Annotated in this window: 18 protein-coding genes; 7 read left to right on the top strand and 11 right to left on the bottom strand. The window is 37.6% G+C overall.

Going from position 1 to position 26,526, the window contains the following annotated elements:
* Positions 1-377: 377 nt before the first annotated feature.
* The 5 genes from EDF66_RS04465 to lipB all read left to right on the top strand — a co-directional run bounded on the left by EDF66_RS04465 (position 378) and on the right by lipB (position 9,643).
* On the top strand, positions 378-3,437 hold the full coding sequence (locus EDF66_RS04465; protein WP_132840920.1) for a SusC/RagA family TonB-linked outer membrane protein: 3,060 nt from the start codon (positions 378-380) through the stop codon (positions 3,435-3,437).
* Between the two features lie 10 nt (positions 3,438-3,447).
* On the top strand, positions 3,448-5,115 hold the full coding sequence (locus EDF66_RS04460; protein WP_132840918.1) for a RagB/SusD family nutrient uptake outer membrane protein: 1,668 nt from the start codon (positions 3,448-3,450) through the stop codon (positions 5,113-5,115).
* A gap of 197 nt (positions 5,116-5,312) precedes the next feature.
* A complete protein-coding gene (gene recG / locus EDF66_RS04455) occupies positions 5,313-7,418 on the top strand; it encodes an ATP-dependent DNA helicase RecG (protein WP_132840916.1) in 2,106 nt (701 codons plus the stop codon).
* Positions 7,419-7,644: 226 nt separating this feature from the next.
* Positions 7,645-8,832: a GTPase HflX gene (hflX, locus tag EDF66_RS04450; RefSeq protein ID WP_021191965.1), complete on the top strand. Its 1,188-nt coding sequence runs from the start codon at positions 7,645-7,647 to the stop codon at positions 8,830-8,832.
* Positions 8,833-8,944: 112 nt separating this feature from the next.
* On the top strand, positions 8,945-9,643 hold the full coding sequence (gene lipB, locus EDF66_RS04445; RefSeq protein ID WP_132840914.1) for a lipoyl(octanoyl) transferase LipB: 699 nt from the start codon (positions 8,945-8,947) through the stop codon (positions 9,641-9,643).
* 59 nt (positions 9,644-9,702) lie between these two features.
* On the opposite strand, the gene EDF66_RS04440 is transcribed toward lipB, so the two are convergent.
* The 3 genes from EDF66_RS04440 to EDF66_RS04430 all read right to left on the bottom strand — a co-directional run bounded on the left by EDF66_RS04440 (position 9,703) and on the right by EDF66_RS04430 (position 12,087).
* Positions 9,703-10,923, bottom strand: a complete 1,221-nt coding sequence (locus EDF66_RS04440; protein WP_132840913.1) for a hypothetical protein — start codon at positions 10,921-10,923, stop codon at positions 9,703-9,705.
* Between the two features lie 215 nt (positions 10,924-11,138).
* Positions 11,139-11,531 carry a hypothetical protein gene (locus tag EDF66_RS04435; RefSeq protein WP_132840911.1) on the bottom strand — a complete coding sequence of 131 codons (393 nt, stop codon included), beginning with the start codon at positions 11,529-11,531 and terminating at the stop codon, positions 11,139-11,141.
* A gap of 139 nt (positions 11,532-11,670) precedes the next feature.
* Positions 11,671-12,087 (bottom strand): hypothetical protein, encoded by a 417-nt coding sequence (locus EDF66_RS04430; protein ID WP_132840909.1) that lies wholly within the window; start codon positions 12,085-12,087, stop codon positions 11,671-11,673.
* 101 nt (positions 12,088-12,188) lie between these two features.
* Here EDF66_RS04430 and EDF66_RS04425 point away from each other — a divergent pair, with 101 nt between their 5' ends.
* Positions 12,189-13,040 (top strand): hypothetical protein, encoded by an 852-nt coding sequence (locus EDF66_RS04425; protein ID WP_132840907.1) that lies wholly within the window; start codon positions 12,189-12,191, stop codon positions 13,038-13,040.
* Positions 13,041-13,267: 227 nt separating this feature from the next.
* Positions 13,268-13,837: a hypothetical protein gene (locus EDF66_RS04420; protein WP_132840906.1), complete on the top strand. Its 570-nt coding sequence runs from the start codon at positions 13,268-13,270 to the stop codon at positions 13,835-13,837.
* A gap of 87 nt (positions 13,838-13,924) precedes the next feature.
* Here EDF66_RS04420 and EDF66_RS04415 read toward each other — a convergent pair whose 3' ends face one another.
* The 8 genes from EDF66_RS04415 to EDF66_RS04380 all read right to left on the bottom strand — a co-directional run bounded on the left by EDF66_RS04415 (position 13,925) and on the right by EDF66_RS04380 (position 26,358).
* Positions 13,925-15,475: a sulfatase gene (locus EDF66_RS04415; RefSeq protein WP_132840904.1), complete on the bottom strand. Its 1,551-nt coding sequence runs from the start codon at positions 15,473-15,475 to the stop codon at positions 13,925-13,927.
* Positions 15,476-15,617: 142 nt separating this feature from the next.
* On the bottom strand, positions 15,618-16,511 hold the full coding sequence (locus EDF66_RS04410) for an alkaline phosphatase (protein WP_132840902.1): 894 nt from the start codon (positions 16,509-16,511) through the stop codon (positions 15,618-15,620).
* A gap of 18 nt (positions 16,512-16,529) precedes the next feature.
* The gene (locus EDF66_RS04405) at positions 16,530-18,032 is read right to left on the bottom strand and encodes a SusD/RagB family nutrient-binding outer membrane lipoprotein (RefSeq protein WP_132840901.1); all 1,503 of its coding nucleotides are present in this window, start codon (positions 18,030-18,032) and stop codon (positions 16,530-16,532) included.
* 308 nt (positions 18,033-18,340) lie between these two features.
* On the bottom strand, positions 18,341-21,736 hold the full coding sequence (locus EDF66_RS04400) for a SusC/RagA family TonB-linked outer membrane protein (protein WP_243655987.1): 3,396 nt from the start codon (positions 21,734-21,736) through the stop codon (positions 18,341-18,343).
* A gap of 189 nt (positions 21,737-21,925) precedes the next feature.
* On the bottom strand, positions 21,926-23,020 hold the full coding sequence (locus EDF66_RS04395; protein ID WP_132840899.1) for a FecR family protein: 1,095 nt from the start codon (positions 23,018-23,020) through the stop codon (positions 21,926-21,928).
* A gap of 170 nt (positions 23,021-23,190) precedes the next feature.
* Entirely contained in the window at positions 23,191-23,778 is a 588-nt protein-coding gene (locus tag EDF66_RS04390; protein ID WP_132840898.1) for an RNA polymerase sigma factor, read from the bottom strand.
* A gap of 195 nt (positions 23,779-23,973) precedes the next feature.
* Positions 23,974-24,753: a hypothetical protein gene (locus tag EDF66_RS04385; protein WP_132840896.1), complete on the bottom strand. Its 780-nt coding sequence runs from the start codon at positions 24,751-24,753 to the stop codon at positions 23,974-23,976.
* Positions 24,754-25,179: 426 nt separating this feature from the next.
* Positions 25,180-26,358, bottom strand: a complete 1,179-nt coding sequence (locus tag EDF66_RS04380; protein WP_409049526.1) for an exo-beta-N-acetylmuramidase NamZ domain-containing protein — start codon at positions 26,356-26,358, stop codon at positions 25,180-25,182.
* Between the last annotated feature and the right edge of the window lie 168 nt (positions 26,359-26,526).

Raw genomic sequence — 26,526 nt, 5'->3', positions numbered from 1 at the left:
CCCCTCTACGTCTGAACATATATTTTTTGAGATTAAAACAAATTATGATACAAAACTTAATTTCCCTGCAAAAAACATTGAAATAAAACAACCTGATAAATAGCTATTTACAGGAAACAAACGTTAAAATGTATCACATATGTTATAAAATTCTTTTAAATTTTATAGAACAGTAGTACATTAGATTCCTAGAATAAGAATCCTTCTTATTTTTACCTTGTATTGATATTTATTCACATTTGCGAAATTGCGTATCCTACCTATCTTCAATATGAGACATCTACTGACCAATGTGCTAAATTGAATTAGCCATTTACAATAAATCTATTCTTATGAAATGTGTAAAGACATAATTAGATCATAACACATATTACTGAATGAATAGTAAATTACAAACTACATTAAAGATACTGGGTATTGTTCCGACAATGCTTTTTTCAGCTTCTTTACTCCATGCCCAAAACAATCAAGTAAAGGGTACTATTGTGGACAGCCAGTCTAAAGCCGCAATAGCTGGAGCAACCATTAAAGTTCTAGGGACATCTAAAGCTAGTTCTACAGATGCTAATGGTGTTTTTCAAATTAACGTTGACGATAAGAATCGTATTTTGAGCATTAGTGTGATTGGTTACGAAACCAAAACTGTTACATTAGGACCAAATGAGACTACTATCAACGTGAGTCTTGTACCGCAGACACAGCAATTAGAAAGTGTAGTCGTTACAGCACTAGGAATTAGCCGTTCTCAAAAATCCTTAACTTATTCGACCCAACAACTCAAAGGTGATGAACTGAATCGCGTAAAAAGCACCAACTTAGCCAATAATCTAAATGGTAAAGTTGCAGGTGTCAATATTGCTTCCAGTTCATCGGGCCCCGGCGGTTCTGCTAAAGTTGTGCTTAGAGGTAATAAATCTGCATCAGGCAACAATCAGGTATTGTATGTTGTTGATGGTGTACCTATCAATAATCAGACATTAGGAACACAACCTGATAACGTATTTGGTGGGCAACGCGATCCCGGAGATCCAATTGCTATGATCAATCCAGAAGATGTGGAAAATATCTCTGTACTAAAAGGAGCATCTGCTGCGGCTTTATATGGTAGTCAAGCGGCCAACGGCGTTATCTTGATCACAACAAAGTCTGGAAAAGGAGGACGTACAACCGTCAATTTCTCTTCCAGTGCACAAATCGAACAAGCAACATCTTTACCCGAATTTCAAAATCAATATGGACAGGGATCGGGTGGAAAAAATAGTGCAACAAGTGTATCCAGTTGGGGAGAGAAAAGCGATCAAGCTAATTTTAATAATGTTGACAAGTTCTTAAGAACAGGTAGTAATTTTACAAATTCATTGACATTATCGGGCGGAAACGAGAAAAATCAGACTTATTTTTCTTACGCGAATACCTTAGCAAAAGGAATTACGCCAAATAATGACATGACCCGTCACAATTTCAATCTGAAAGAAAGCGCTAAATTCTTTGATGACAAATTAACGGTTGAAGGAAGTGCCAATTATATTACCCAAAAATTGGATAATGCACCAACATCTGGTTTTTATTATAATCCTCTAGTAGGACTTTATTTATTGCCTCGTAGTATTGATATTTCACCTTACAAAGATTTTGAGAAATTTAATCCAAGCCGTAATCTTTATGATCAGAACTGGTTTACTTTATCCGATGATCCTACAACCCAACAAAACCCATGGTGGATCGTAAACAGAAACCAGAACAGTTCTAAAAGAAACCGTTTATTATTAAATGGAAGTGCCAAATATCAAATTGCACCATGGATTAATGTTCAAGCACGTGGAAGTGTAGATCGTACAAGTGAAGTTTGGGATCGAAAAATATATGCAGGTACTCAAAATATTTTAGCTAGACCAAATGGCGGCTATAATTACACGAATACAACCATCACACAACAATATGGTGATCTAATCGCCAATATGAACTTCAATGTGAACGATAAGCTTCAGATTACCGGTGTCGTGGGAACAAGTATTACAGACTGGAAGACTGAAGGAGTAGATTACACCAGTGGAACAGCAGGTCTGCAATATCCAAATCAGTTTATCATTCAGAATTCGACTACACCTACTCCGACAGGTTTATCAAATAACAGAAGACAACTGCAATCTGTTTTTGCCAGTGCTAATCTATCATACGATCAATGGTTATATCTTGATTTAACTGCTCGTAATGATTGGTCAAGTACACTTGCTTTCACAGAATCAAATTCATTCTTTTATCCATCAGTAGGTTTAGGTGTTGTCTTAAACGACAAATTGAACATGCCTGATTTTGTCAACATGGCCAAAATTAGGGGTTCATATGCTATCGTTGGTAATGATTTACCTCCATACACCACCTTATTAACCAATAATCTGAATGCTTATGGTGTTATCAACCTCAATGATATTGCTTTTCTTAAAGGTCTTAAACCAGAGAAAACACATTCATTAGAGATTGGTACTGAATGGCGTATGTGGAACAACCGTTTAAACGTAGATGTAACCTACTATAAGACAAATACGAAGAATCAGTTCTTCAAAATTGCTGCCAGTCAAGCATCATTGTATGATCAATATGCCATCAATGCTGGAGATATCCAAAATCAAGGAGTTGAAGCATTAGTGTCATTAGATGCCATTAAGAATGACAATTTTACCTGGACAACAAGTTTAAACTTCACTTATAACAAAAATAAGATTATCAAATTAGATGATCGCATTAAAGAATTTGCATTAACCGGAGATGGACGTAACAATTACGCTTCCAAATTTGAAGTAGGCGGTTCTTTTGGTGACATTTATGGTCAAGATTTTGCTCGTGATGATCAAGGCCGTATTCTAGTCTCGGCAGACGGTACTCCTCAAAAGAATTCCAATTATACCAAATTAGGAAATTCAAATCCAGTTTGGCAAATGGGATTGAACAATAGCTTTAGTTATAAAAACTTCAACTTAAGTTTCTTGATCGACGGTAAGTTTGATTACGAAGTGATGTCCATAACACAGGCGCTTCTTGACGGTTATGGTGTTTCAAAAGCAAGTGGAGATGCCCGCGCTAATGGGGGTGTAACAATCAATGGCGTTACAGCTGCTGGTGCTGAAGTTACAAATGTTGCAGCAGAGAAATGGTATACAACCGTTGGTGGTATGGGACCTGTAAGCAGTCAATATATCTATGACGGAACAGTTGTTCGACTACGCGAATTAGTGTTAGGCTATGACTTTAACCTCAATGATAGTTTCTTTAAAAAGCTCCGCGTTTCGGCAGTCGGCAGAAATCTATTCTACTTTACTAAGAAAGCACCTTTTGATCCTGAAGTGACCATGTCTACCGGCAATACATTAAGTGGAGTCGATATCTTCATGATGCCTCCAACACGTAACTATGGTCTTACTTTGAATGCAACTTTTTAATAAAACAACGATGAAATACAATTTCAAAAACATAAGTAAGTTGATGTTAGCTTTTGTGGTACTTGGAAGTGCCATGAGCAGCTGTACAAAAAACTTCGAAGAATATAACAAAAACAACAACGGCCTGACAGATGAAGACCTGGCTGCCGATGGAAAAGATTTAGTACTATTCTTCAAAACAGCACAGATGGCCATCTACAATTTTTCTGGAGGTGGTGATCCAAATTCATATCAACTTCAACAAAATCTGAATGCCGACGTATTCTCTGGTTATTTCATGTCCCCTACACCTTTCAATAGCGGTCAAAATAACCTGAATTACGCTATGGTAAATGGCTGGAATGGTGAACCCTTTAAAGTACTTTACCTTGATGTGATCAAATCTATTGATAAACTACAAAAAAATGGATTGGATAAAAACTATCCAGCACTTGGCGGAGCTGCAAAAGTAATTAAGGTAGCTGCTGCTAATCGTGTAACTGATATTTACGGACCTATTCCATATAGCAAAGTTGGCACATCTGGAGATATTCCTTATGATAAGCAAGCTGATCTTTACACTGCTTTTTTCAAAGAATTGGATGAAGCGACGGAGGCTTTAAAGTCGTTTAATGCTCAAAGTCCAATGACCGACAAAATTGAAGAGATCGATTTAGTTTATCCGAATTTGGATAATCAGACACGTTTTAAGAACTGGTTAAAATTAGCGAACTCACTTCGCTTGCGTCTTGCTGTGCGTATTGTAAAAGTTGACCCTCAACTAGCAAAAGCACAAGCAGAGAAAGCGTTAGATCCAGCAAATGGTGGCGTTATTGAAGCGAATAGTGAAAACTTCAAAGTAAAAGTTCCTACAGACGGTACATTCAGCAATCCCCTTTGGTTTATTTCAAAGAATTGGGCAGATACCCGTATGAATGCTTCTTTACAGTCATACATGACAGGTTACGGCGATCCGCGTATTTCTAAATATATGGAGCCAGTACCAGTTGACAAACAGACAACCGGCTTCGCGGGCAAATACATTGGTATCCGTACAGGTGCAGCAGGTATTGAAAAAGACAAATACCAGATGTTATCAGCGCTTAATACGGGAGGAAGTACGCCGTCATTCACAGCAACCACTGCCCCAATTTTAATGACTGCTGCTGAAGTCTATTTTTTACGTGCTGAAGGCGCATTGAGAGGTTGGGCAAATGTTGGTGGAACAGCAAAATCACTTTATGAAAAAGGTGTTGAGACCTCTTTTGCACAATGGGGCGTAAGTGGTTTATCGGCCTATTTACAAGACAATACGAGTAAAGCTGCTGCTTACGTTGATCCATTCAATGCAAGCAATAATGCAGCTGCACCAACTAACTTAACTATTCAATGGAATGATGCAGCCTCTAATGAAGAAAAGTTGGAACGTATTATTACACAAAAATGGTTAGCGATCTTCCCAGAAGGACAAGAAGCCTGGAGTGAGTTCCGTAGAACCGGATATCCAAAATTATTCCCTGTTGCGGTGAATAATAGCGCTGGTCTTATTGACACTAAGATTCAGATCCGCCGTTTACCATTTCCACAAAATGAGTACAACACGAATGCAGCTGAGGTACAAAATGCCATTTCATTACTTGGCGGTGCTGATAACGGTGGTACACGTCTATGGTGGGATGTGAATAAAGGAAATTTTTAATCAACATCTTATCCTATTTAAAGGCTGCCTCTTCAATAAAGGGGCAGCTTTTTTTATTAATATGTGGAAAAAATATCTGATACCACATCACCGGACTAAATACTCCTTTTTAATTAACCGATACAACAACTTTAGCAATCATCTATAGTATTTTACTAAATTTTTAAGTAAAATCCTTAAATTAGCAAAGTAGAAGAATGGCTGATTTATCTTTAATAACCCCAATAGAATATCTGAAAGGCGTAGGCCCTCAGAAAGCTGATGTAATTAAAAAAGAATTGCAGATTTTCACCATTGGTGACCTGCTCAGTTATTACCCTTTTCGCTACATTGACCGTACCTTATTTCATAAAATAAGACAACTGGATGCCGATATGTATTCGGCCCAAGTATTAGGGAGACTTATTGGGCTTAAAGAAGTTGGTGAAAAAAGAGCAAAACGTTTGGTTGGACAATTCAAAGATGAAACAGGGAGCATCGAACTGGTATGGTTCCAATCGATCACCTGGTTACAGAAATCATTAAAAGTAGGTTCCGCCTATGTGCTCTATGGCAAACCATCTGTATTTAATGGACAGATATCGATCACACATCCCGAAATGGAACCTTATCAAGCTCAGGTAAAAAACTTGGGTAACATGACCTTGCAACCTGTCTATTCTTCCACTGAGAAACTGAAGAAGTTCAACTTAGACAGTAAAGGGATTCAAAAATTACAGCAGACTGCTTTAGAAACCGTATTTCGTCAACTCACTGAACAGCTACCTGCTTATTTATTGGCCAAGCATCAATTGATGGACCAAGCCAGAGCCACTGTTGCAATTCATTTTCCACAGAGTCAAGAGGAACTGACGCAGGCCATAAAACGTATCAAATTTGAAGAATTATTCTATATTCAGCTCAAATTACTAAAAAATAAACAGCTCAATACTAAAAAATTCAGGGGACAGATTTTCTCTAAAGTCGGCGACAAATTCAATACCTTTTTCAAAGAACGGATTCCTTTTCCGTTGACCAACGCACAGAAACGTGTCGTCAAAGAGATCAGACAGGATACTGTTACCGGCGCACAAATGAATCGTTTGGTGCAGGGCGATGTGGGATCTGGGAAAACAGTGGTTGCACTTTTAACTATGCTTTTGGCCATAGACAACGGTTTTCAAGCTTGCATGATGGCACCAACAGAAATATTAGCAACCCAACACTATACGGGGCTAAAAGAGTTACTGGGAGAGGATATCTGCAATATTAAATTATTAACGGGCTCTACGAGTACTAAGCAACGCCGTATCATTCATGAAGAATTGGAAAATGGCACTTTGGATATTCTGATAGGAACCCATGCCTTAATTGAAGATAAAGTCAAATTTAAAAATTTAGGTTTTGTTGTTATTGACGAACAACACCGATTTGGAGTTGAACAGCGCGCTAAGCTTTGGCGTAAAAATAGCATTCCTCCACATATGCTCGTGATGACCGCAACCCCTATCCCGCGTACTTTGGCAATGACTATGTATGGCGATTTGGACATTTCGGTTATCGACGAACTCCCTGCGGGAAGAAAACCGATTAAGACAGTTCATTTTTTCGAGAGCTCCAGATTGCGCATGTTTGGTCTTATCCGTGAAGAAATAGCAAAGGGGAGACAGGTGTATGTTGTATTTCCACTGATCAAGGAAAGTGAGAAACTAGACTTATTATACTTAGAAGCAGGTCTAGAAAATATCCAACGTGAATTTCCGCTTCCTGAATTTAAGATCAGTATTGTCCATGGCAAGATGCCTGTCAAAGATAAGGATTTTGAGATGCAACGTTTTGTGAAACATGAAACCCAGATTATGGTTGCAACAACCGTAATTGAAGTCGGTGTTAATGTTCCCAATGCTTCTGTCATGATTATTGAAAACTCGGAAAGATTTGGTTTATCACAGCTCCATCAATTGAGAGGACGGGTTGGTCGTGGTGCAGAGCAATCATTCTGTATCTTAATGTCAAGTAATAAGTTAAGCAAGGAAGGGAAGTTGCGATTGAATACTATGGTACGAACAAATGATGGATTCGAAATCGCAGAAGTTGATTTAGAACTTCGTGGTCCTGGCGATATTTCAGGTACGCAGCAATCTGGTGTACTGGAATTAAAACTGGCCAACCTTGCAACAGACCAACAGCTTTTGTCAGAAGCCCGAAATTCTGTTATTGATATCTTCAAGGAAGATCCAGAAATGACAGAAGAACGTCATGCATCACTCAGACAATACCTCGCTAGAAAAACGGACGGTATTGCATGGGATAAGATCTCATAAAGTACTTATCTCACTCCTATTCCATTATGCATTAGTCTGTAAGCTTCTTTAATAAAATTATAGGATCCGCTTTTGGCATAAAACAATTAAACTAAAAACGATTATCTTTGTATTATTATTGAGTCATCGTACTATGACGTCACATCATTTTCACGTCTTTTTGCAGTGCCCCTTGGCCTACTCATGCAAAATCTTAATAAGCAATACAAAATTAGAATAGAAAACAATGGCAAAAATCAAAATATACGACACCGCAGTAAGACCCGAAACAGCTTTACTCGTGAGTGTAATTCCTCAGGGATTAAGCGAGGAAAAAGCACACGAGTATCTTGAAGAATTAGAATTTTTAGTTCAAACTGCAGGCGGGATAACAAAAGGTATTATTACACAAAAATTAACTTATCCAGATCGCTCTACCTATGTAGGGGCAGGAAAATTAGAAGATATTAAAGCTTTTGTTATCGCAGAAGAAATTGATATGGTCGTTTTTGATGATGAATTATCTCCTTCTCAATTACGTAATATCGAACGTGAGCTTCAAGTTAAAATATTAGACAGATCAAATTTAATTTTAGATATTTTTGCAAGCCATGCTAAAAGTGCGCAAGCAAAAACACAAGTTGAATTAGCACAATTACAGTATTTATTACCCCGGTTGACGAGATTATGGACCCACTTGGAACGCCAACGTGGTGGTATCGGTATGCGTGGTCCTGGTGAAAGTCAGATTGAAACTGATAGACGTATTATTTTAAATAAAATAACTGTTTTAAAAGAACGTCTTGATCTGATTGACAAACAGAATGAAACACAACGTAAAAATCGGGGTGAAATGATACGTGTTGCTTTAGTCGGCTATACCAATGTCGGGAAATCAACCATTATGAACATGATTTCAAAATCGGATGTTTTGATTGAAAACAAATTATTTGCAACATTAGATACAACCGTTCGTAAAGTAGTGATTGATAATTTACCTTTCTTATTATCCGATACTGTAGGTTTTATCCGTAAACTTCCCCATCATTTAGTTGAATGTTTTAAATCAACATTAGACGAAGTTCGCGAAGCGGATGTATTGATTCATGCGGTTGATATTTCACACCCAAATTTTGAAGATCATATTATCGCTGTTAATGAGACATTGAAAGATATTGGAGCTTTAGATAAACCGATCATTACGGTATTCAATAAAATTGATGCTTATGTACCGACAGTTGAAGAGGGTGAAGAAGGTGAAAAAACAGTAACATTGGAAGATTTTGAAAACAGCTGGATGGCCAAGAATGCTGATCCAGCAATCTTCATTTCAGCTACAAATAAAACAAACTTAGAGGAATTTAAACAAAAATTATACGATATCATTGTGGAAATTCACCGTGAAAGATATCCTTATAATAATTTGCTTTACTAATCCGAATTTATAAGTACTTAAAGTACGCTTGAAAGACAGGGTATACCCGATGTAAAATCAAGCGTGCTTTAATCATTTCAAACTGGGCTAAAACGCATATAGCCACATCACTATGCAAAATAAAAAAGTAACCTTTATCGATTGGGGCTTGGTTGACTATCAAGAAGCCTGGGATAGACAAGAAGAGATTTTTAATAAAACCTTAGCTGTAAAACATGAAAACCGTGTTAACAGTACAGAACTTCCAACGGAAAACTTTTTAATTTTCAACGAGCACCCTCATGTGTATACCTTAGGGAAATCTGGGAAACCTGAACATCTTTTATTGGATGAAAAGGCGCTCGAAGAGAAAGAAGCAACCTACTATAAGATCAACCGTGGCGGTGATATTACCTACCATGGTCCTGGTCAGATCGTTGGATACCCAATTCTGGATTTAGATAATTTCTTTACCGATATTCATCTTTATCTACGCACGTTAGAAGAGGCGATTATCCTAACCCTAAATGATTATGGAATTCAGGCAGGAAGATACCCAAGTTTTACGGGTGTCTGGATCGATGGGGACAACGAAAAGGCACGGAAAATCTGCGCGATGGGTGTCCGAGCAAGCCGATGGGTAACCATGCATGGATTTGCATTCAATGTAAATGCCGATCTAAGCTATTTTGGAAATATTGTACCCTGTGGTATTGACGACAAAGATGTTACCTCTATGGAGCGAGAACTGGGCTATAAACCCAATATTAACGAGGTAAAAGATAAGCTAAAAGGGCATATCGCCAATCTCTTCGCTATGGAACTGATTTAAAATAAAAAGGACTTACAAAAGCTGCAGGTCCTTTTTTATTTTATCCTTAATTGACTTTTCTAACAATAAAACATACATTCATAACGGACAGCTTTTCCATTTTCAAAAGTGATCATAAATAGACCTGCGTCACCATCGGGAATTCGATAAACATGCGGGGCCCCGATCCAGTCGGTCGAAACCAGATGTCCAAAATGTTTCACAAATTCCTTTTCATCATAATTCATATCGATGCGCTCCTCTCCCATCCACAAGGCAAGCTCATTGCTAAGGGTAGCCTGATATACAGAGCCAAAAACTTTCCCCTTTACATTTTCTTCAAATGCCACGATATTACTATCAGATCGATAATAATATACAGGTTCCCAACCGCATTCGGGCATATCCGGAATAACCGATACTTTTTGCATTTGAAGTTGCTTCATCTGACTTTCTGTTATCTTCCCATCATAAAGAAGCAATCCCTTCCAATCGAAATGCATCCGTAAAGATGTCAGCTGCTGCTCCACCACATCGAATGCCGGACGAACTTGAAACCGATCTGCCAAATACAATTCAAAATCAATATCAACTTTCGGGTCCTGTAATCCAGCATTTTCAAATGACTCTTTCCAAAATGTCAATGCCTGTTTTAATTTTTTATCATCGGTCCAGGCAATTTCCCGGAGTCTTCCTACCCATAAAATTTCCTGTTTTTGATCCTTACCTTTTACTTTGAGGTAGTCTTTTAGCACTTTATCGTAGGTCAATTCCGCACCTAAAAATTTTGCCTGAATAAATTCCGGTCTTTCATGAAAGTGATCACCCACATATACCCAACCGTCCGTGTAAAGCGGAAAGTAATCGATACAGATCAGCTCATTGAGTCTTGCTCTTCTTACTGCAGTACTTGAAACGTCTGGAGCTTTACGCACCCGTAATTCCGATACCTGAACAAAAAAATGAGGACATTGACTTCCTTGTGTACCCCGATAAAAATATTGCGCAGGTTCACCTGCTGATCGCTTGCCAAACATTGCCCGTTGGAGAGGTTGCTTCATTATAAACCCAATATCGCCGTTACTTACCTGCACTTTATATTGTGTTTTTGTAGAGTCCAGAATATATACAGGAGCTTCTGTCGGAAATATCCCCAGCAGATCCGTTTTGTTATTTTCGGTTCGATAGAGATGCCCCCATTCTGAAGTGTAAACAGGACGATCACCGGCTGATTGAGCAACAGCATCAAGTGTTGTAAAACAAAGTAACACAGCAAACAAATGATATAGTCTTCCTAACATAAATATGGTATTATTAATTACTAAAAGATCTTAGGAATGATAATTCTTCTATTCGATAGTTTACCTCCATTAGACAAAAATAAACGAAAACCACGGCAATAAAATCACTAGAATCCGTTATTTTTTAAATTATAATAACGAAATATTGTTCTATACAAATTTTCTTGAGGCAAGATCGGCCTAATCTATAGAAGCAGGTGCAATGATACCCGATACTATTCCTTTTCCAAGAAACCAATTTGCTTTTCAAGGGCAAGAATTGTCTTCTCTTGTGTTCTTATCGTCTGTTCCAAAGCATTGATGACTTTATTCATTGCCTCGTCCATCTTAATTGCATTATCATCTGGGCGCTGCTTGGAATGCTCAAGGGGCCCCCTTTCATCACCGTTACTGTTCCTATACATTTCGCCTGTACCCATCAGTAACCAGGTTGGACATATATCATTATATTTAGTTAAGATAGCTATCATTGCATCCGAACTAAGTGCTGAAAATTTTTGAACGCCTTTAAAGTTAGCATAAGAAAATCCCAAGCCTTCAAAAAAAATAGCTTTGCTGATCCCCTTACTTTCCGCAATTAATAGTACACGTTCCTTAACTCCCGACATGATTTCTCTTTTTTAACCTATACTTTATGATGCAATACAGCGCTCTCATCATTATTACCTCTTAACTCGCTATTTCTGCGTATTATTTTACGCCATTTCAATATTACTTTATTCCTACTTAAATATCACACCGTATGGGTTACTCCTTTTTTGACGATGTATTTTCCTGTTCGTAAACTGATAATTGTCGCTCCATGAAGGAAATTATCTTTTCCTGGGATTTAATTGTTGCATTTTGAGATGCTATTACTTGATGTAAGGCATTAATCACAGCATTATTAATGCCTTCTTGTTCGGCAGTTAAGTAGGTCTCATTAAATTCTTTAACGATTGATTTAGCACATAAAATCGATCCTTCACCTCTTAGTAACCATTCTGCTGAATAATCGGGATAATTTTCTAACAAGCTGATTAGCCACTTCGATTGAATATCTGTACCGTTGGTCAAGGCTCTTGTAAAAACGCCTTTACTGGCTCCAATAGTAGCTTCTAAAGCAGAAACACTCATTCCTTCCCGGTCAGCAACAAGCTTAATTCTCTTCAAATAATCACTCATATATGCAAATTTAATCTTAAAATAATTTGTTTTGACTTAAAATAATTCCTAAATTAGTTTTATGAAGATAATTAAAACCATTTTAAACCAAAATTTCCATTATGAAAAATACGCAAAAGAAACTAAAAGCGAAACAATTTCGCTATTTAAGTAAAAAGAATATCAAAAATCCCATGGTCTACATCCGTGATTTTTTCCAACAGCAAACTGATATCATTAACTGGCAAAATGATATCAATCTCTTTGTAATAACTGGAGCTTATCCAGCGATGTCGACCGGTGGTTATCCCGAAAATGGCTACAATTGCCATCAAATGATTAAGCAGATGGAAATAGCTTATGTTATTTTTAAACAATGTGGACTACCCAAACATAAGGATCCCTTAACATTATTTGACACAAGAAACGATTACTTCAACTATTCGTATGGACTTGAACTCACTTGTAATAATAAAAGAAGCCCCTACGATTTGATTCGTAAGTTTTTCTCTTATCAGCCCTTACAAAAATGGTATAAAACCATGGATGACCTGATGGAACAGCTAACTTTAAAGAGATCTATCGGCAATGAACATTTCGGTGATAAAATTGTCGTTATTCGCGAATTTCTCATTCGTCTGGCGTACGCACTTTATTACATCTATGAGCATGGGGGTATCTCTATTCCTCTACCTCCCTATGTTCATATTCAATCTAGAAAACAACATGAAGAAGCGGAATCCAATAATGAAACAAATGAATCATTAGGCGGTCCTCATGATATACGAGATGAAGAAAAAATGTCGGAAATGAATTCAGCAGAACTGGAAACAAAAAATAAAGGCGCAAATTTAAAAGAAGACGCTACACAGAAAATAACAGGACTATATATGGAAGCAGCAGATCATCTTGACACGGTAACCACTTTAGAAGAGAACATGACCTGTATTCAGCAAACCTTACAGTCGCCATAAACTTAAAAAACAGAGCAGTTAACAAAAAAATATGTTATAAAATCGATAAATAATAAGGCGTCTGAATACAATGTTACATTTCATCTCCATATCTCACCAAAAAGATATTTCAAGAAATAACACAAACTAAAATGTAGCAAATGAACACAACACACACCCCTTGATATAGCCTTTCAGACAGCCTATTTAATGCTACCCCAACAGCATAATAATCCAATACTACAATCATGAAAAGAAAAAAACTAAAATGGAAAGAGTTTAGGTATTTACCTAAATATACCTTTAAGAATTATTCAAATTCTTTAGAGAATTTTGCAAAAAGCAGTACGGACTGGAGTAAAAATTTCAACCACCTTGTTAATATTTCTGTCAGTAGCATAATGCGATGCGAAGGCTTTAACTATGGTTACATCTATGTGAATATCGGCTATGCAATTGACCTCGCGTGGTTGATTTTCATCCAATCAGACCTACAAAAATGCAAGAAAAAAGATTTATTCTTAAATCATAAACACGAGATAGCTTGTTCTTGCAATAATAACTTAGGGATCTATCCTCCTGATTTCTTAGCTCGAATGTTTCGTTTCAAAACTCATAGAGAATGGTACGAAATCATGGATGAATTAATAGAAAGTTATTCCATTAGCTCATTAAAAGATTCTTTCATACAAAGTGCGGATAGTATAATTCCCATTGCTCAATTTCTCACTAATCTTCCCATTGCTCTGCAGACGATATATGCTGTGGGAGGAATAGAAAAATGTTTGGAGCATAAATTAAACTCAGGAATAAATTAGGTAGCTAAAAAAAGTAAAAGCCCTCTAATATATGCTAGAGGGTTTTGTTATTTTGATATATTATTTACCAAAATTTATTACGAAGTACTACCGATCAGAAACTACGTCTGGATAAGGAACAGTAGCTTTAGTATTTTTAACAATTGGCATCTGTGCATCTACATTTCGAAGATAAGCACCCAATTTATCGGATAGCTTTTTTACGATTTTAGGATTATTCATCGCAAGATCTTGCTCTTCTCCGATATCGTTCTTGATATTAAACAGTTCTTTTTTCTGTGTTTTATGCCAATAGATCAATTTCCAGTCACCGTCCCTCACTGTACTTGTCGCACCTATTCCTGGACCAGTCTCGCCCCAGCTATTTGGATAGTGCCAATACATGGCCGATTTACGGTTTGTCTGCTTATTTGTCTTCAATACCGAAACAAAATTTTTTCCGTCTATGTGTTGCACAGCTTTTGTTTTTTTAACACCTGCCATGCTCAATACAGTCGGAAATATATCCTCTATTATAACGGGATATTCCGTTACCGAATTTTCTTTAACAACAGCTGGCCACTTAACCAGCATGGGTACTCTTATCCCACCTTCATAGGCCGATCCTTTGCCACTTTTTAAAGGTTCATTCCATCTGTGTTTTTTGCCTGTTCTACCACGATCCTGTATGGCATAACCACCATTATCAGAGATAAAGAGGATAATTGTATTCTCAGTCAAATGTTTACGGTCTAAAAAACTCATCATATCACCTAGGCTCTTATCCATACCTTCTACCATTGAAGCATATTGTGCTTCAACATGAGTGGCTCCTTTATCGATATATTTTTGATAGAATCGCTTATCCGCATTAAAAGGTACGTGCACTGCATAATGTGACATATACAAAAAGAAGGGTTTTTGATTTGACAATGAGTCATTCAAAACTTTTAGTGTCTTCTGCGTCAATGCTTCTGTCAAGAATATATCCTGACCGTAATATTCTTCCAAACCCGGTACTCCCCAAGGACTTTTTGGCGTTCCATCTTTATTATTTCCAAAATTTTCTGTTCCCAGAAAGCTACCAGGACCACCCGCTGCATGACCGGCAATATTCACATCAAACCCCAGATTTATAGGATCAGCTCCTAATGTTCCCACAGCTCCAAAGTGAGCCTTTCCTGCATGAACGGTTAAATATCCATTCTCCTTTAATAGTTGAGGCAAGGAATTGACAAATACAGATCGCTCTATAGTATCCACGGGCTGCATACCATTTACGTTCCACAAAGGAAAATCCAGTTTATCATCTTTAGCATCTACCGAAGCATTTCTGTTTAATGTCCAATTGGTTACCCGATGCCGTGCGGCATTCATGCCACTCATTAAACTTACCCGGCTTGGAGAACAGACACTACTGGCATAAGCCTGTGTAAATTTCATGCCTTGACTGGCCAGACGTTCCATATTCGGTGTCTGATAAAAATTGTTCAACGCCGTTTTTTCTTTCCAAAAAGGAACCGAAGTATCTTCCCATCCCATATCATCTACAATAAATAGGATAATATTCGGTCGTTCTTTCGTTTGGGCATGAACTTCGCCACTTCCGATTGCACAAGAAAATAATAACAGGAGGAAGGTTGATTTTTTAAATAGCATGTTTAGATTTATATGCTCTAATTTACAAAGTATTATTCTTTAATCAAATTGATTCTTAAATACAAAAGCCCCCTGAGCAGATCAGAGGGCTTCCTGTTACTATTAATTTAGCCTAGTAATGGAGATATCTTCTAAAAGATCATTATTTAGCAAAAGCTTCATTTACTGCCTTTCCTCTCCAGGACTGAGGTTGCTCAAGTCCAAGGATCGTAGCCAAAGTTGCAGCAGTATCATAAGTTATAATCGTGCTTTTCAGTTCGGTATTCTTTTTAATACCCGGTCCGCTCATAATCCAAGGTACCTGTACTTCATCCAAAGATTTTCCGCCATGACCTTTATCTATACCACCATGATCTGCTGTTACCATGATAATGGTTTCATCGGCAATACCTGCTTTTTTAACCGCATCAATTATTTTCCCAATGCGTGCATCAACTTTTTTCAGCATATCGTAATATGCCTCCGTTCTGTGTCCTTTGCCGTGCCCTGTATAATCTGGCTCACTAAAATGCACAAATGTAAATAAAGGTTTGTCCTGCAGAATCACATTAACAGCTTTCTCTGTACAAACATCTTCATTATCGTCTGCTGGTAAAACATGTGTTATCGCGTCTTTTTCGATCAGATATCCAATGCCGGGCCAGCTATACACAGCTGCAGTAACAGCTTTGGGTTTTTGATCGCGGATCACACTGAAGATAGAAGGAAATTTATTATACTTCTTATGCTTAACTATAGATGGGATTTCTGGCTCCTGACTTCCCCACTCCGTATATCCATGCATAGTAGGCGAACTTCCCATTAACATAGACGCCCAATTGACGGCACTGGATGAAGGCAGCACCGTTCTAGCTTTTAAACTCCAAGCACCAGTTGCCATTAATTGTTTCACATTTGGCATTTCTGCATTTGGTATGGCATAAGCACCTAGACCATCGCATCCAATAACAACAATATGTTTTACTTTTTTAAACTGTGCCACTGCAGTGAATGTGCATATTAAGAGCAACAACACCTGTATTGATATTCTTTTCATTATTTGTATATATTTTAATTACTTAGTTTTCCACATGATACCATTTTGCGTATCGGCACCGCCAAATTGACTTGCGATAGCGTCTTTAATGTTTTTCTCGTTCACCGTATATTCAGATGTAGGATATGCCCATCGGGTTGGTATGGCATTGTTATTTGCATTTGAAGGCCCAATATTAAAAACAGGAATACCTGTTCTTCTAAATTGGTAGTAAGCTTCCAGCCCAGAATTTTGAAAAAATGCCATATACTTTTGATTTAAAATCTGCTTTAACCCTTCTGTGCTGTTTCCCTTGTATGGATTAATGAGCATAAATTTTTCAATATCTTCAATCTTTACTCCATAAAACTGCATTGAACTTTTAATTCCCAGACCATAATGTTCGGCAGCATCACCAGTCAACCAACCTCGATTGATAGCTTCTGCAATTGTCAGATGTGTTTCGTATGCTCCTAATTGAACGCACGGTACACCTGAAGGAGAAGCCATCCAATAATCAAAATTGATCATTGACAGTTTTCCATCAACAGTTTGTTTCTGCAGAGTCGATTGCAGATCACCCGTATTACCACCTCTGTACGATGTAAATTTCTTGACATAGTTCGCATCGCCACTATTTTTAGCAGAATCTGTTGGCCAAGCTACCACCATTAGTCTAGGATCTTGCGTATTCTTCGCAATATTCACATAAGTAGCCGCAAGCGTATTTCTATTATCATACTTGATTACCACACCATCAGCTGGCCATAAAGGATAATTATTATTTCGGTTATTACCATTGTATACGAGCTGGAAGTTATCTGCATTATCAAGTACTATCGGGTATTTAACTGGGTTATTGACGATAGCGGCAAACTGTTGCTTAATATTCAGATCAGGAGTATCATCGGCTCTTTTACTTAGCGACATCAAAACTCTCAGTTTAAAGGAATTGATTAGTTTTTGCCATTTTGCCAAATTCCCGCCATAATAAAAGTCTCCCTCTACTTTCTTACCTTCCGTAACCAAAGGTGCCAATAAGGTATTTGCCTCCTCCAACAATTGTAAGATTTGCTGATACACCTGCTTTTGATTATCGTACTTTGGTACAAAGTTTCCGTTGCTTGTTCCCTGCAAGGCTTCACTCATTGGGACATCTCCAAATCTTTCCGTTAGTCTTGTAAAGAAATAAGCTCTAAAAAATTTGGCCAGTGCTATGTAAGGAGCGCCTACAGCTCCAGCTTTGTCTGCCTCTATCTCCATTCTTACCACATTTCGCAATTGATCATACTCAGCAAAAGAACCGGTGGTCCAATTGTATGATTGGGCTCCGTATAGTTCAAAATTGAGTACCATATATTGATTGTGTCTTTGATCTGTAGACCAGGGGCTATCTGAACTGTTCAACAGTAAGCCTGTCAAGATCAGTTGCGGTTTGGCATTATATATAGCTGCTGAGTCCTGCTGTAAAGAATCTATCTTTTTACAAGAAGAGATTGCAGCTACAAGAATCAAGAGTAATGTTATTTTAATATTTTTCATTGAAATATATTTATTTTTTTAACTGTTATCAAGCTATTAGAGGCATAATTGCTATTTCTAAGCAGTATGCTTAAATGATTTCATCAGCGTACTGTTTTATAAGAATATGTTTTCATTTATATAAGATAAGCTCATTTCACTCCATTTATTTTCCCTTAACAATAAACCTATCTAGCATAGATTTACTGCTCATTATTTGAAAGATCTTATTATATTTTCATTTCATATTTTCAAAAATGCTGATAAAAGTTCCCATAAATGATCGTTAGCAATTATCTTATTATTTATAGGAACTTTGATTCCTTGATCTAAAAGCTTGCATTAATATTCAATCCAAAGCTCTTTACTGATGGTGTCTGAAAGCTTGCATCGCCAATGAATTGATCTAGATCCATATTTTTCGTTCCTTTACCTGTAAAGTACAAGAGGTTACGTCCTACCAATGACACGCTCGCGGTTTTAAAGAATTTAGATCCGTCCAATAATGTTTTTGGGACATTATAGCTCAATACTACTTCTCTCAGTTTAACAAATGTTCGGCGACGTGCCAACATATCTCCCGATCTGTAATAGTTACGTGCCCAAGTCTGCCAGAGTACTGGAACGTCATTTGGCGCAAACTGTCGTGTATCTGATATGACATTTCCATCTTGATCTGTATTTAACTGTCCGCTTACGACTTTTAAACCTTCGCTCATAATAGAACCTTTCCAGGCATCATTATCTCTATTTTTCCAGTCCAAATCCCTGTAATTATTTGCTGATTCAACAGCTGTACCTGAGTTCCATTGGTAGCTATCAACGTAGTTACTAATTAAACCGCCAAAACGTCCATCAAACTGGAAACTAAGTCCGAAATCTTTATACTTGAAACTATTGTTCAAGCTCAATACAAAATTATTGTCACTATACCCAATTTTAGAACTAAATGGATTGTATGCTGGAAGCCCATCGGTTCCGACAATCATCTGACCATCTTTGTCGCGTTGAAAATCCGTAATAAAATAACCATCAACCCGATCTCCTAACTTGGTCAGTCCATTACGTTGTAATACGCCGTCAATCTCCCTTAGCCATCTATGATTAGTTGACCAATTGGCTACGACATTCCATGAAAAATCTGTTGTCTGGATAGGTGTACCTTCTAATGTAATTTCAAACCCCTTGCGTAGATAGGTATATGCGTTTTTTTGAATGCCCGTTACTCCCGAACTGTTTGATACAGCAACATCTACTATACTTGGTCCTTCTATATTTCTAAAATATGCTACATCTAGTCCAAGACGTCCTTTAAATAATCTCGTTTCTAAGCCAAATTCCGCCGTTTTTACCCTTGAAGGTAAAATCTGGTTATTATATAAGACACCGCCATAACCTACGCCCACCATGTTATCCCATCTTGTACCGTAAGCACTGTAGGTAGGAAATAATTTATAAATATTGTAGGGATCGCTTTCTGAAACTAGATCACTGGCAACATTCGCATAAGCCCCTCTTAGTTTCAATAATGAAAAAACTTTAGGTAACTCAACCATTTCAGATATAACTGCACTTAATGAAGCTGAAGGATAAAAATATGTGTTCTTTGCTTTTGGCATTGTTGACGAGCGGTCGAATCTGCCGGTTAAGTTTAAGAAAATAAAGTTTTTATAATCAAAATCTGTAAAACCGTAAACACTACCGACCTGACGCATAGACCGATCATTTTGAGGAAGATACTGTTCAACGGAGTTTGACAGATCATAGACTCCGGGAACAATCAATCCTCCACGTGTACTTCCTGTCAAACTATTTACACCTACTGTACGTAAATTTGCAAATGCCGAACCTTTAAAGCCAAAATCGCCAAATTTATTTTGATAGCTCAAAGAAGCCTCTGTGTTATTTTCCCAGAATTTATCAAACGTTTCCGAATATCCACCTACTCTTCTGTACGGTTCATAAAAATCTCCTGATATTGGATATCTGACTGTCCGCAAACGATTCCAGCTGCTTACGCTCGTACGCATATTGAATGTTAACGCGTCATTGATTTTATAATTCATTTGCGCGTGTCCATAGATATCTTCTTTGTGATAACTTCTCAGATTTTCATTCACGACAAACCAAGGATTATTATAGATGGTATATTCACGGTTATATTGTTGTATTCCTTCTTTTCCCGGTTGCCAATAATTTTTTAGATCGTTGACATCATAATCTGCTCCGCCCCAAACCTGCATGAGATAGATGAAGTTCATCGGACCATAGCCCAGATCTGGATAATTAGGTGTGTATTGCTTATTATAATTAATATTAGCATCAAAGCGCAGTTTTTTACCTGCATTTAGTCCTCCCGACATATTAAAGTTTGTACTTCCTAATCTTGTATTTGGGACTTGTCCACGTTGGTAATTCTGAGAAATAGACATTCTGATCTCTCCTAATTCACTACTTGTTGCTATTGCCAGATTATTGGTCGTTAAAAATCCATTTCTTAAAAAGTTGGTCAAATTGTCTTTTCCTCTTGCTAACCATGGGATAGGAATAAGTTCACCGGTCTTTTCATCAACCGGACTGTTGTATTGTGTTATAAGCTGTCCTTCAAATTTAGGTCCCCAGATATTGTAATCATTATCATTGATTCCACCTCCCCGACCGTCTTTAAAAGCATATTCAAAGTTATCTCCCGGTCCATATGTCGTCTGGGCCTTCGGTATTGCATTAAAACCGGTCTGCAACTGATTACTAGAATTAAATTCGACAGAAAATCCCTTTCCTGTGCTACCTCCTTTCTTAGTAGTGATCACCAAGGCACCATTGATACCACGCTGTCCGTACAATGCGGCTGCACTTGCGCCTTTCAGTACAGAATATGAAGCAATATCATCGGGACTTAAATTCCAAGAGTCTGAACTTACCGGTACTCCGTCGATCACGATCAATACACCGCTACGCCCACGAAGATAGATTCCTGGATCACCAAAAAGGTTGCTGGATGGTGTGATGGTTAGTCCTGCTACTTTACCGGTAAGTGCGGCAATACCATTTGGCTCACGCGCTTTAACCAGATCAGCTCCCTTTACCTCCTGCACTGCATATCCCAAAGCTTTCTTTTCTTTTTTAATACCCAATGCTGTTACAACAATTTCGTCGATTGTATTGACCTGTGGATCTAGCGTCACATTCAGCACCGTACTGTTACCTACAGTTAGCTCCTTTGCTTGATATCCGACAAAAGAAAAGACTAATATCGCATCTGCTGTGACTTGAAATTTATAAAAACCAGCACCATCAGTTACTCCTCCGGTTTGCTCGCCTTTCACAGTTACGGATGCTCCAGAAATAGGTTCTCCTTTTTCGTTGGTGACCACTCCAGATATTTCCCTTTTTTGGATCAGGATCTCTTTTTCTTTAACATTTAGTGGTTCCACTTTCTCAATGATGATGCGGTTTCCTCTAATGATATAAGCGAGAGATTGTCCTGAGAGCGTCTTCTCCAAAAGTTTATCAACAGACACATTTTTGAGATCTAAGGATACAGGCTTCTTATGCCTGATGTCTTCCTCCAGATATAAAAAATGATAGCCAGAATTTTTACTAACCTGACTGAAGATCTCTTTCAGGGTTTTATTCTTCACATTGATCGATACATGCTGTGCCAGCACACGGGCACTGACCTGTGACATCGAAAGAATAGAAGTTAATATTATCAACTTTAACATAAACAGGAACTTAAATAGTTCATTACCGCACCACGAAGGATATGCGCGATTATTTTTATACATTTGTATAGGTTTAATGGTTTAAGATTTAGAGACTTAATAGTGTTACGCCTATGCACATTTATGTGCATTTTTAGCCAGAAGTGTTGGTCGCACTTCTGGTTTGTTTTTTGGCGCCATGATCGGGTATTAGTAGACCACTTGCACCTCCTTTCCCTTTCTAATAAACTTTACACCACTCAATAATTCAAGATCTTTGAGCAGGTCATCCAAAGATGCTGTATTTGGAAAAGTGCCTCCTATGCGCTTGGTCGGAGCGACAGCAGGAGCAATTACCGAGATATTATACCACCTGGCCACATGTTTCATAACCGATACCAGATCCATATTGTTAAAGACAAAATACCCATCTATCCAAGCCATTACCTGATCTTGGTCAAAGCTTTTCATTTCTACCGAGTTTTTGTTTCCATCAGCGATTATTTCATACCCCGGTTTAAGCGGATACTGTTTCTTGTTCATGTGAAAAGCTACTCCACCTTCTATCAGTGATGTAATAATGCGTGAATCTGTAGGGTATGCTACTACATTAAACTTGGTGCCAGTTACCTTGATCTGACTTTCCTTAGCATTTACCATGAAGGGTTTACTATGGTTTGGCATGACTTCAAAATAAGCCTCGCCTTCCAGTGTCACGGTGCGGTCTACCGCTGTAAACTGTGTCGGAAACGATAAACTGCTACCAGCATTTAACCGCACTTTAGTACCATCCATCAGCACCAGAGCAAACTGATGCAAACTTGGAACATGCAACGTATTTAATGATGCCAAAGAATTCCACTTGCTATCCTGCGTAATTAACTTCCGTAGATCAAGTGTTTGTTCTTTATTCTTTAATACTGTAACGCGGCCTGTTGCATCAGTTAGGGTAACGTCATTATATATTTCATTTATTGCTTCTGCAATCACTTGCTCACCATTAATCGTTTTATGTAATTGAAGATAGAAAAAGGTACTTATTCCGATCAGCAACAGCAACGATGCTACAGCAGTCATCCAGTAAGCTTTTCTTTTTCTATGTTTTCCAAGATCGCGGTCTACCTGATTAAATATCTGTTTCCGCATTTTATCTTTTATCAGGTTTTTATGCAGCTCACTTTTCCATTTCCAATTTTTTGAAAGCGGATATTTTAGCATGAGCCTTTCTACTTCCCGCTGTTCTTCAGGAGAGCATTTGTCCGCAGCGTAGCGGTTCAATAAGTCTTTAAAGTCTTGCAGGTCCATGTATCATCAAGTATAACTGGTTATTATAGATAAGAGGCATTAAGGGATGCAGAGTAGTATATCATTTTATGAAATAATCACAAACAACTGATTATCAATTAAAAAAATATTTTACTAAACATTTATGGGTCACTCGGGTCAGTAGGTATAAAATAGTTTACATCAAAAAATCAACGGCAGATATCAAATATTAAGAAGAGGATCAGATATGGAATATACTCTTCATCGACTTTCATTCTTAACAGTTTTAAGGCATTGTGGATTTGCTTTTTCACTGTTTTATCAGATATATTCAACCGTTCGGATATTTCTTTATAAGACAGATGCTGCTGTCTGCTCAATAAGAATACTTCGCGCATTTTTAGAGGCAACTGCTGAATCTCGGCTTCCAGAGCTACTCCGAGTTCTTTACTTTCCAAGTGCTGATCGATGCTGTGATATGCATCTGCATATTGCGCTGTATAGAAATCAATCATATCTGTGTTCGCTAATTTTGCACGTAGCTGTTTAAATGCGAGATTACGGGCGATAACTAAAAGATAGGCTTTTATGGATTTAAGTTTGGGAATTTTAGTTCTTAATTCCCAGAGGGTCAAAAAAGTTTCCTGAACCACATCGCACGCTTCGTCCTCATCGGGTAATATTCTAATGACGTACTTGAGCAGTGTTTCCCAGAATTGTTCATATAATTGAGCAAAGCCTTCTCTCTCATCCGTACGGATCATCGTTATTAATTCCGAATTACTGATTGAAGTCATGGAGCGTATTGCTGAATAATATGGTTATTTAATCATTACAATCTTACAAAATATTCGCTGATTTTTCAAATCAGAAATTTTGCTAAAGTATACCTATATTAAACATTTTACAGTTACGAATTTCTAAGCATATAGGTCTATTCTGAATAAACAGAAATTAGTCTCCTATGAGCTTATTAAAAATTATAGTGTTTATTATACCCAATTTACTTCTTCATCATCGGGAAATACCTGAGGATGGCTTTCTTTATTAGTTTCTTCTTCAAACTGGCAGATCTGGCCATCACGAATCAATATCGCATCAAATATTTCCGCAGTCATATATTTCGTGTTTCGGGTCATAAATTCGACTTTACGATCTGTGGATAACAGCCACATCCTTACTGTGGCCACACATAATACTAGCACATCGGGTGTATCTTTAATGGAAAAAATGACCGATCGTGATTTCACGTCATCACCCTTAACGATCATTAACTCTTTACTTGAACTTATATCAACTGTATTTTCATCATCTATGGTCACTTTAATGATATGCATCTTCAGAATAACTTTTCTTACTCTTTCAGGAAGTGGATCAAGTTCACGGGCTAAAATCGGTGGGGTACTTAGACATAATTCTTCTTTCTCCGCATCAAAATTTGCTGTGGGATCATTCATAAAGAAAGTTTGCCAACTGGTCTTTGGTGAAAAACGGAAGTTCTTTAGCGGATTTATGTTCCCATATCCTAATTTCAATTGTCCTAGATCATGTTGACGGTCATTTCGAATGACCATGTAAAGTTTCTTTTTGAGACGTAAGAAGGATTCGTACTTAGCGGAATCATCTTGTATGATTTTCATCTGCTTATAAATCCTGCTGGCTAATGTATTGGAGTATGCGAAATCTGCTCCTGCTAATTTGCTGTTCTCTGACAAATTATAATCTTTTCCTTTTTTTCGATATGGATTCTTAGGTTTTTCGAAATCGAACATGATTTATGCTACACTGGTTTTATTAAAAATAGTTTATTTATTGGATAAATACAATTTTTAGCTTTATGATTCAACTAGCTCATATCTCTACATTAAGCAAATTTAAGTGCGTAAAAGTCCATGCAAGTCCGTAGAAGTCCGTGAAAGTCCATATTTTACTCGGGATTGACTCGGTAGTGGCTTGACATTCATAGGGAACACCTTCGGGAATGGTTCGACTCTCCTTCGCCTATTGTTCGGGAGGGGTTCGGCAAGGAGGCAAACAAATGTCGAACTGGAGGCATACCATTGCCGAACTTGTCTCCTACTTGTCCCGAATGATTCCCAAGCCAACTTCAAACGTCTGTCGATTAATGGCGTGTTTTAATTGGTTTTAATGAAAATGATGTACCAACTGTAGAATAGGTGATTTTCTCCTGTATTACATCAATCTTTATAAAGTACATATTTCTGACGCATCTTTTTATAGCTCTCTAAACCTGCTTTCCAACTTGCTCTGATTTCCTGATCGCTCACATTGTTCTCTATCTGCTTTCGAAACTCGTCCACCCCAGCCAGCTTTTCTATACTACCGATTTGCTTGGAATAGCTCTGGTCAAAAAATTTATCTTTTTCTGGGGATTTATTGTACATTTCTTTTATCCATGAAAGATTGATCTCTTTACTATCAACGAGACTTTGTAGGTCATAATTTCTTAAATCTAATCCATAACAGACTTCATTCATAAATAATGGTGTTTCACTCATTCCTTTTTTACTGACGGGTGTGAAGGAAAATGTGAAGATGTCTTTATATATTGGACTGCCAACGATGGTAAATGGAAAATCTGTTCCTCGACCATGATTCAGTTTGGTTCCTTCAAAGAGACAGGTGCTGGGGTATAAAATTATACTCTGTTCGGTATTGAGATTTGGTGATGGATTTACGGGTAATCTATATAGCATACTATGGTTGTACCCTTCTATCGGAATGATTTTCAACTTGCATTTACGGCCTGTTGCCATCCACTTCTCACCATTGATCATCTGTGCAAATTCGGCGGTGGTCATACCGTGGGCAATGGGTACTGGAAATTGGCCAATTCCTGACTTATGTTTCATATCGAGTATAGGCCCATCAATGAGGTATGCATTGGGATTTGGTCTATCAAGGATAAGTAACTCTTTACCATTTTCGGCACATGCTTCCATTATATCCCGTAAGGTATTGATATTGGTATAAAAACGGACGCCCATGTCCTGCACATCAAAAATAAAGACATCGACGTCTGCTAAATCTTTTGCTGTTGGTTTTTTCTTATTTCCGTACAGGGAAATTATAGGGATCTGTGTCGCTGGATCTCGTTCGTCCGATACTTCGGTTCCATTACTTGCATTTCCTCTAAAGCCGTGCTCTGGGCCAAAGATCTTGACAATATTGACTCCTCTAAGCAAAAGGCTATCGACAAGATGGCGCTCTTTTATTACTGTTGATGGATTGCCTAATATGGCAACTCGTTTATCTTTTAAATAGGGTAGGTATTTTTCTGTCTGTTCTGCTCCGGTTCGTATCTGATCGTTGCAATAGTTTAAGTTTGTCTGTGCGTTACCAATCGTAAGCATCATACAAATGGTTATCGTAAAACTGATTAATTGTTTAGCATTCATCATAATAGGGTTACAAATGTGATCTATATAAAGATAGTGATTTCATTTGTTTGGAGGCAGGAAATAATTGGGGTATAAAAAAGACGCTTAACTAAAACTAGTTAAGCGTCTTATCTTTTATTCAAG

Source organism: Sphingobacterium sp. JUb20 (assembly GCF_004342035.1).
Classification (GTDB): Bacteria; Bacteroidota; Bacteroidia; order Sphingobacteriales; family Sphingobacteriaceae; genus Sphingobacterium; species Sphingobacterium anhuiense.
Note: the sequence above shows the minus strand (reverse complement) of the source record. Positions and strands in the feature narration are given on the sequence as shown.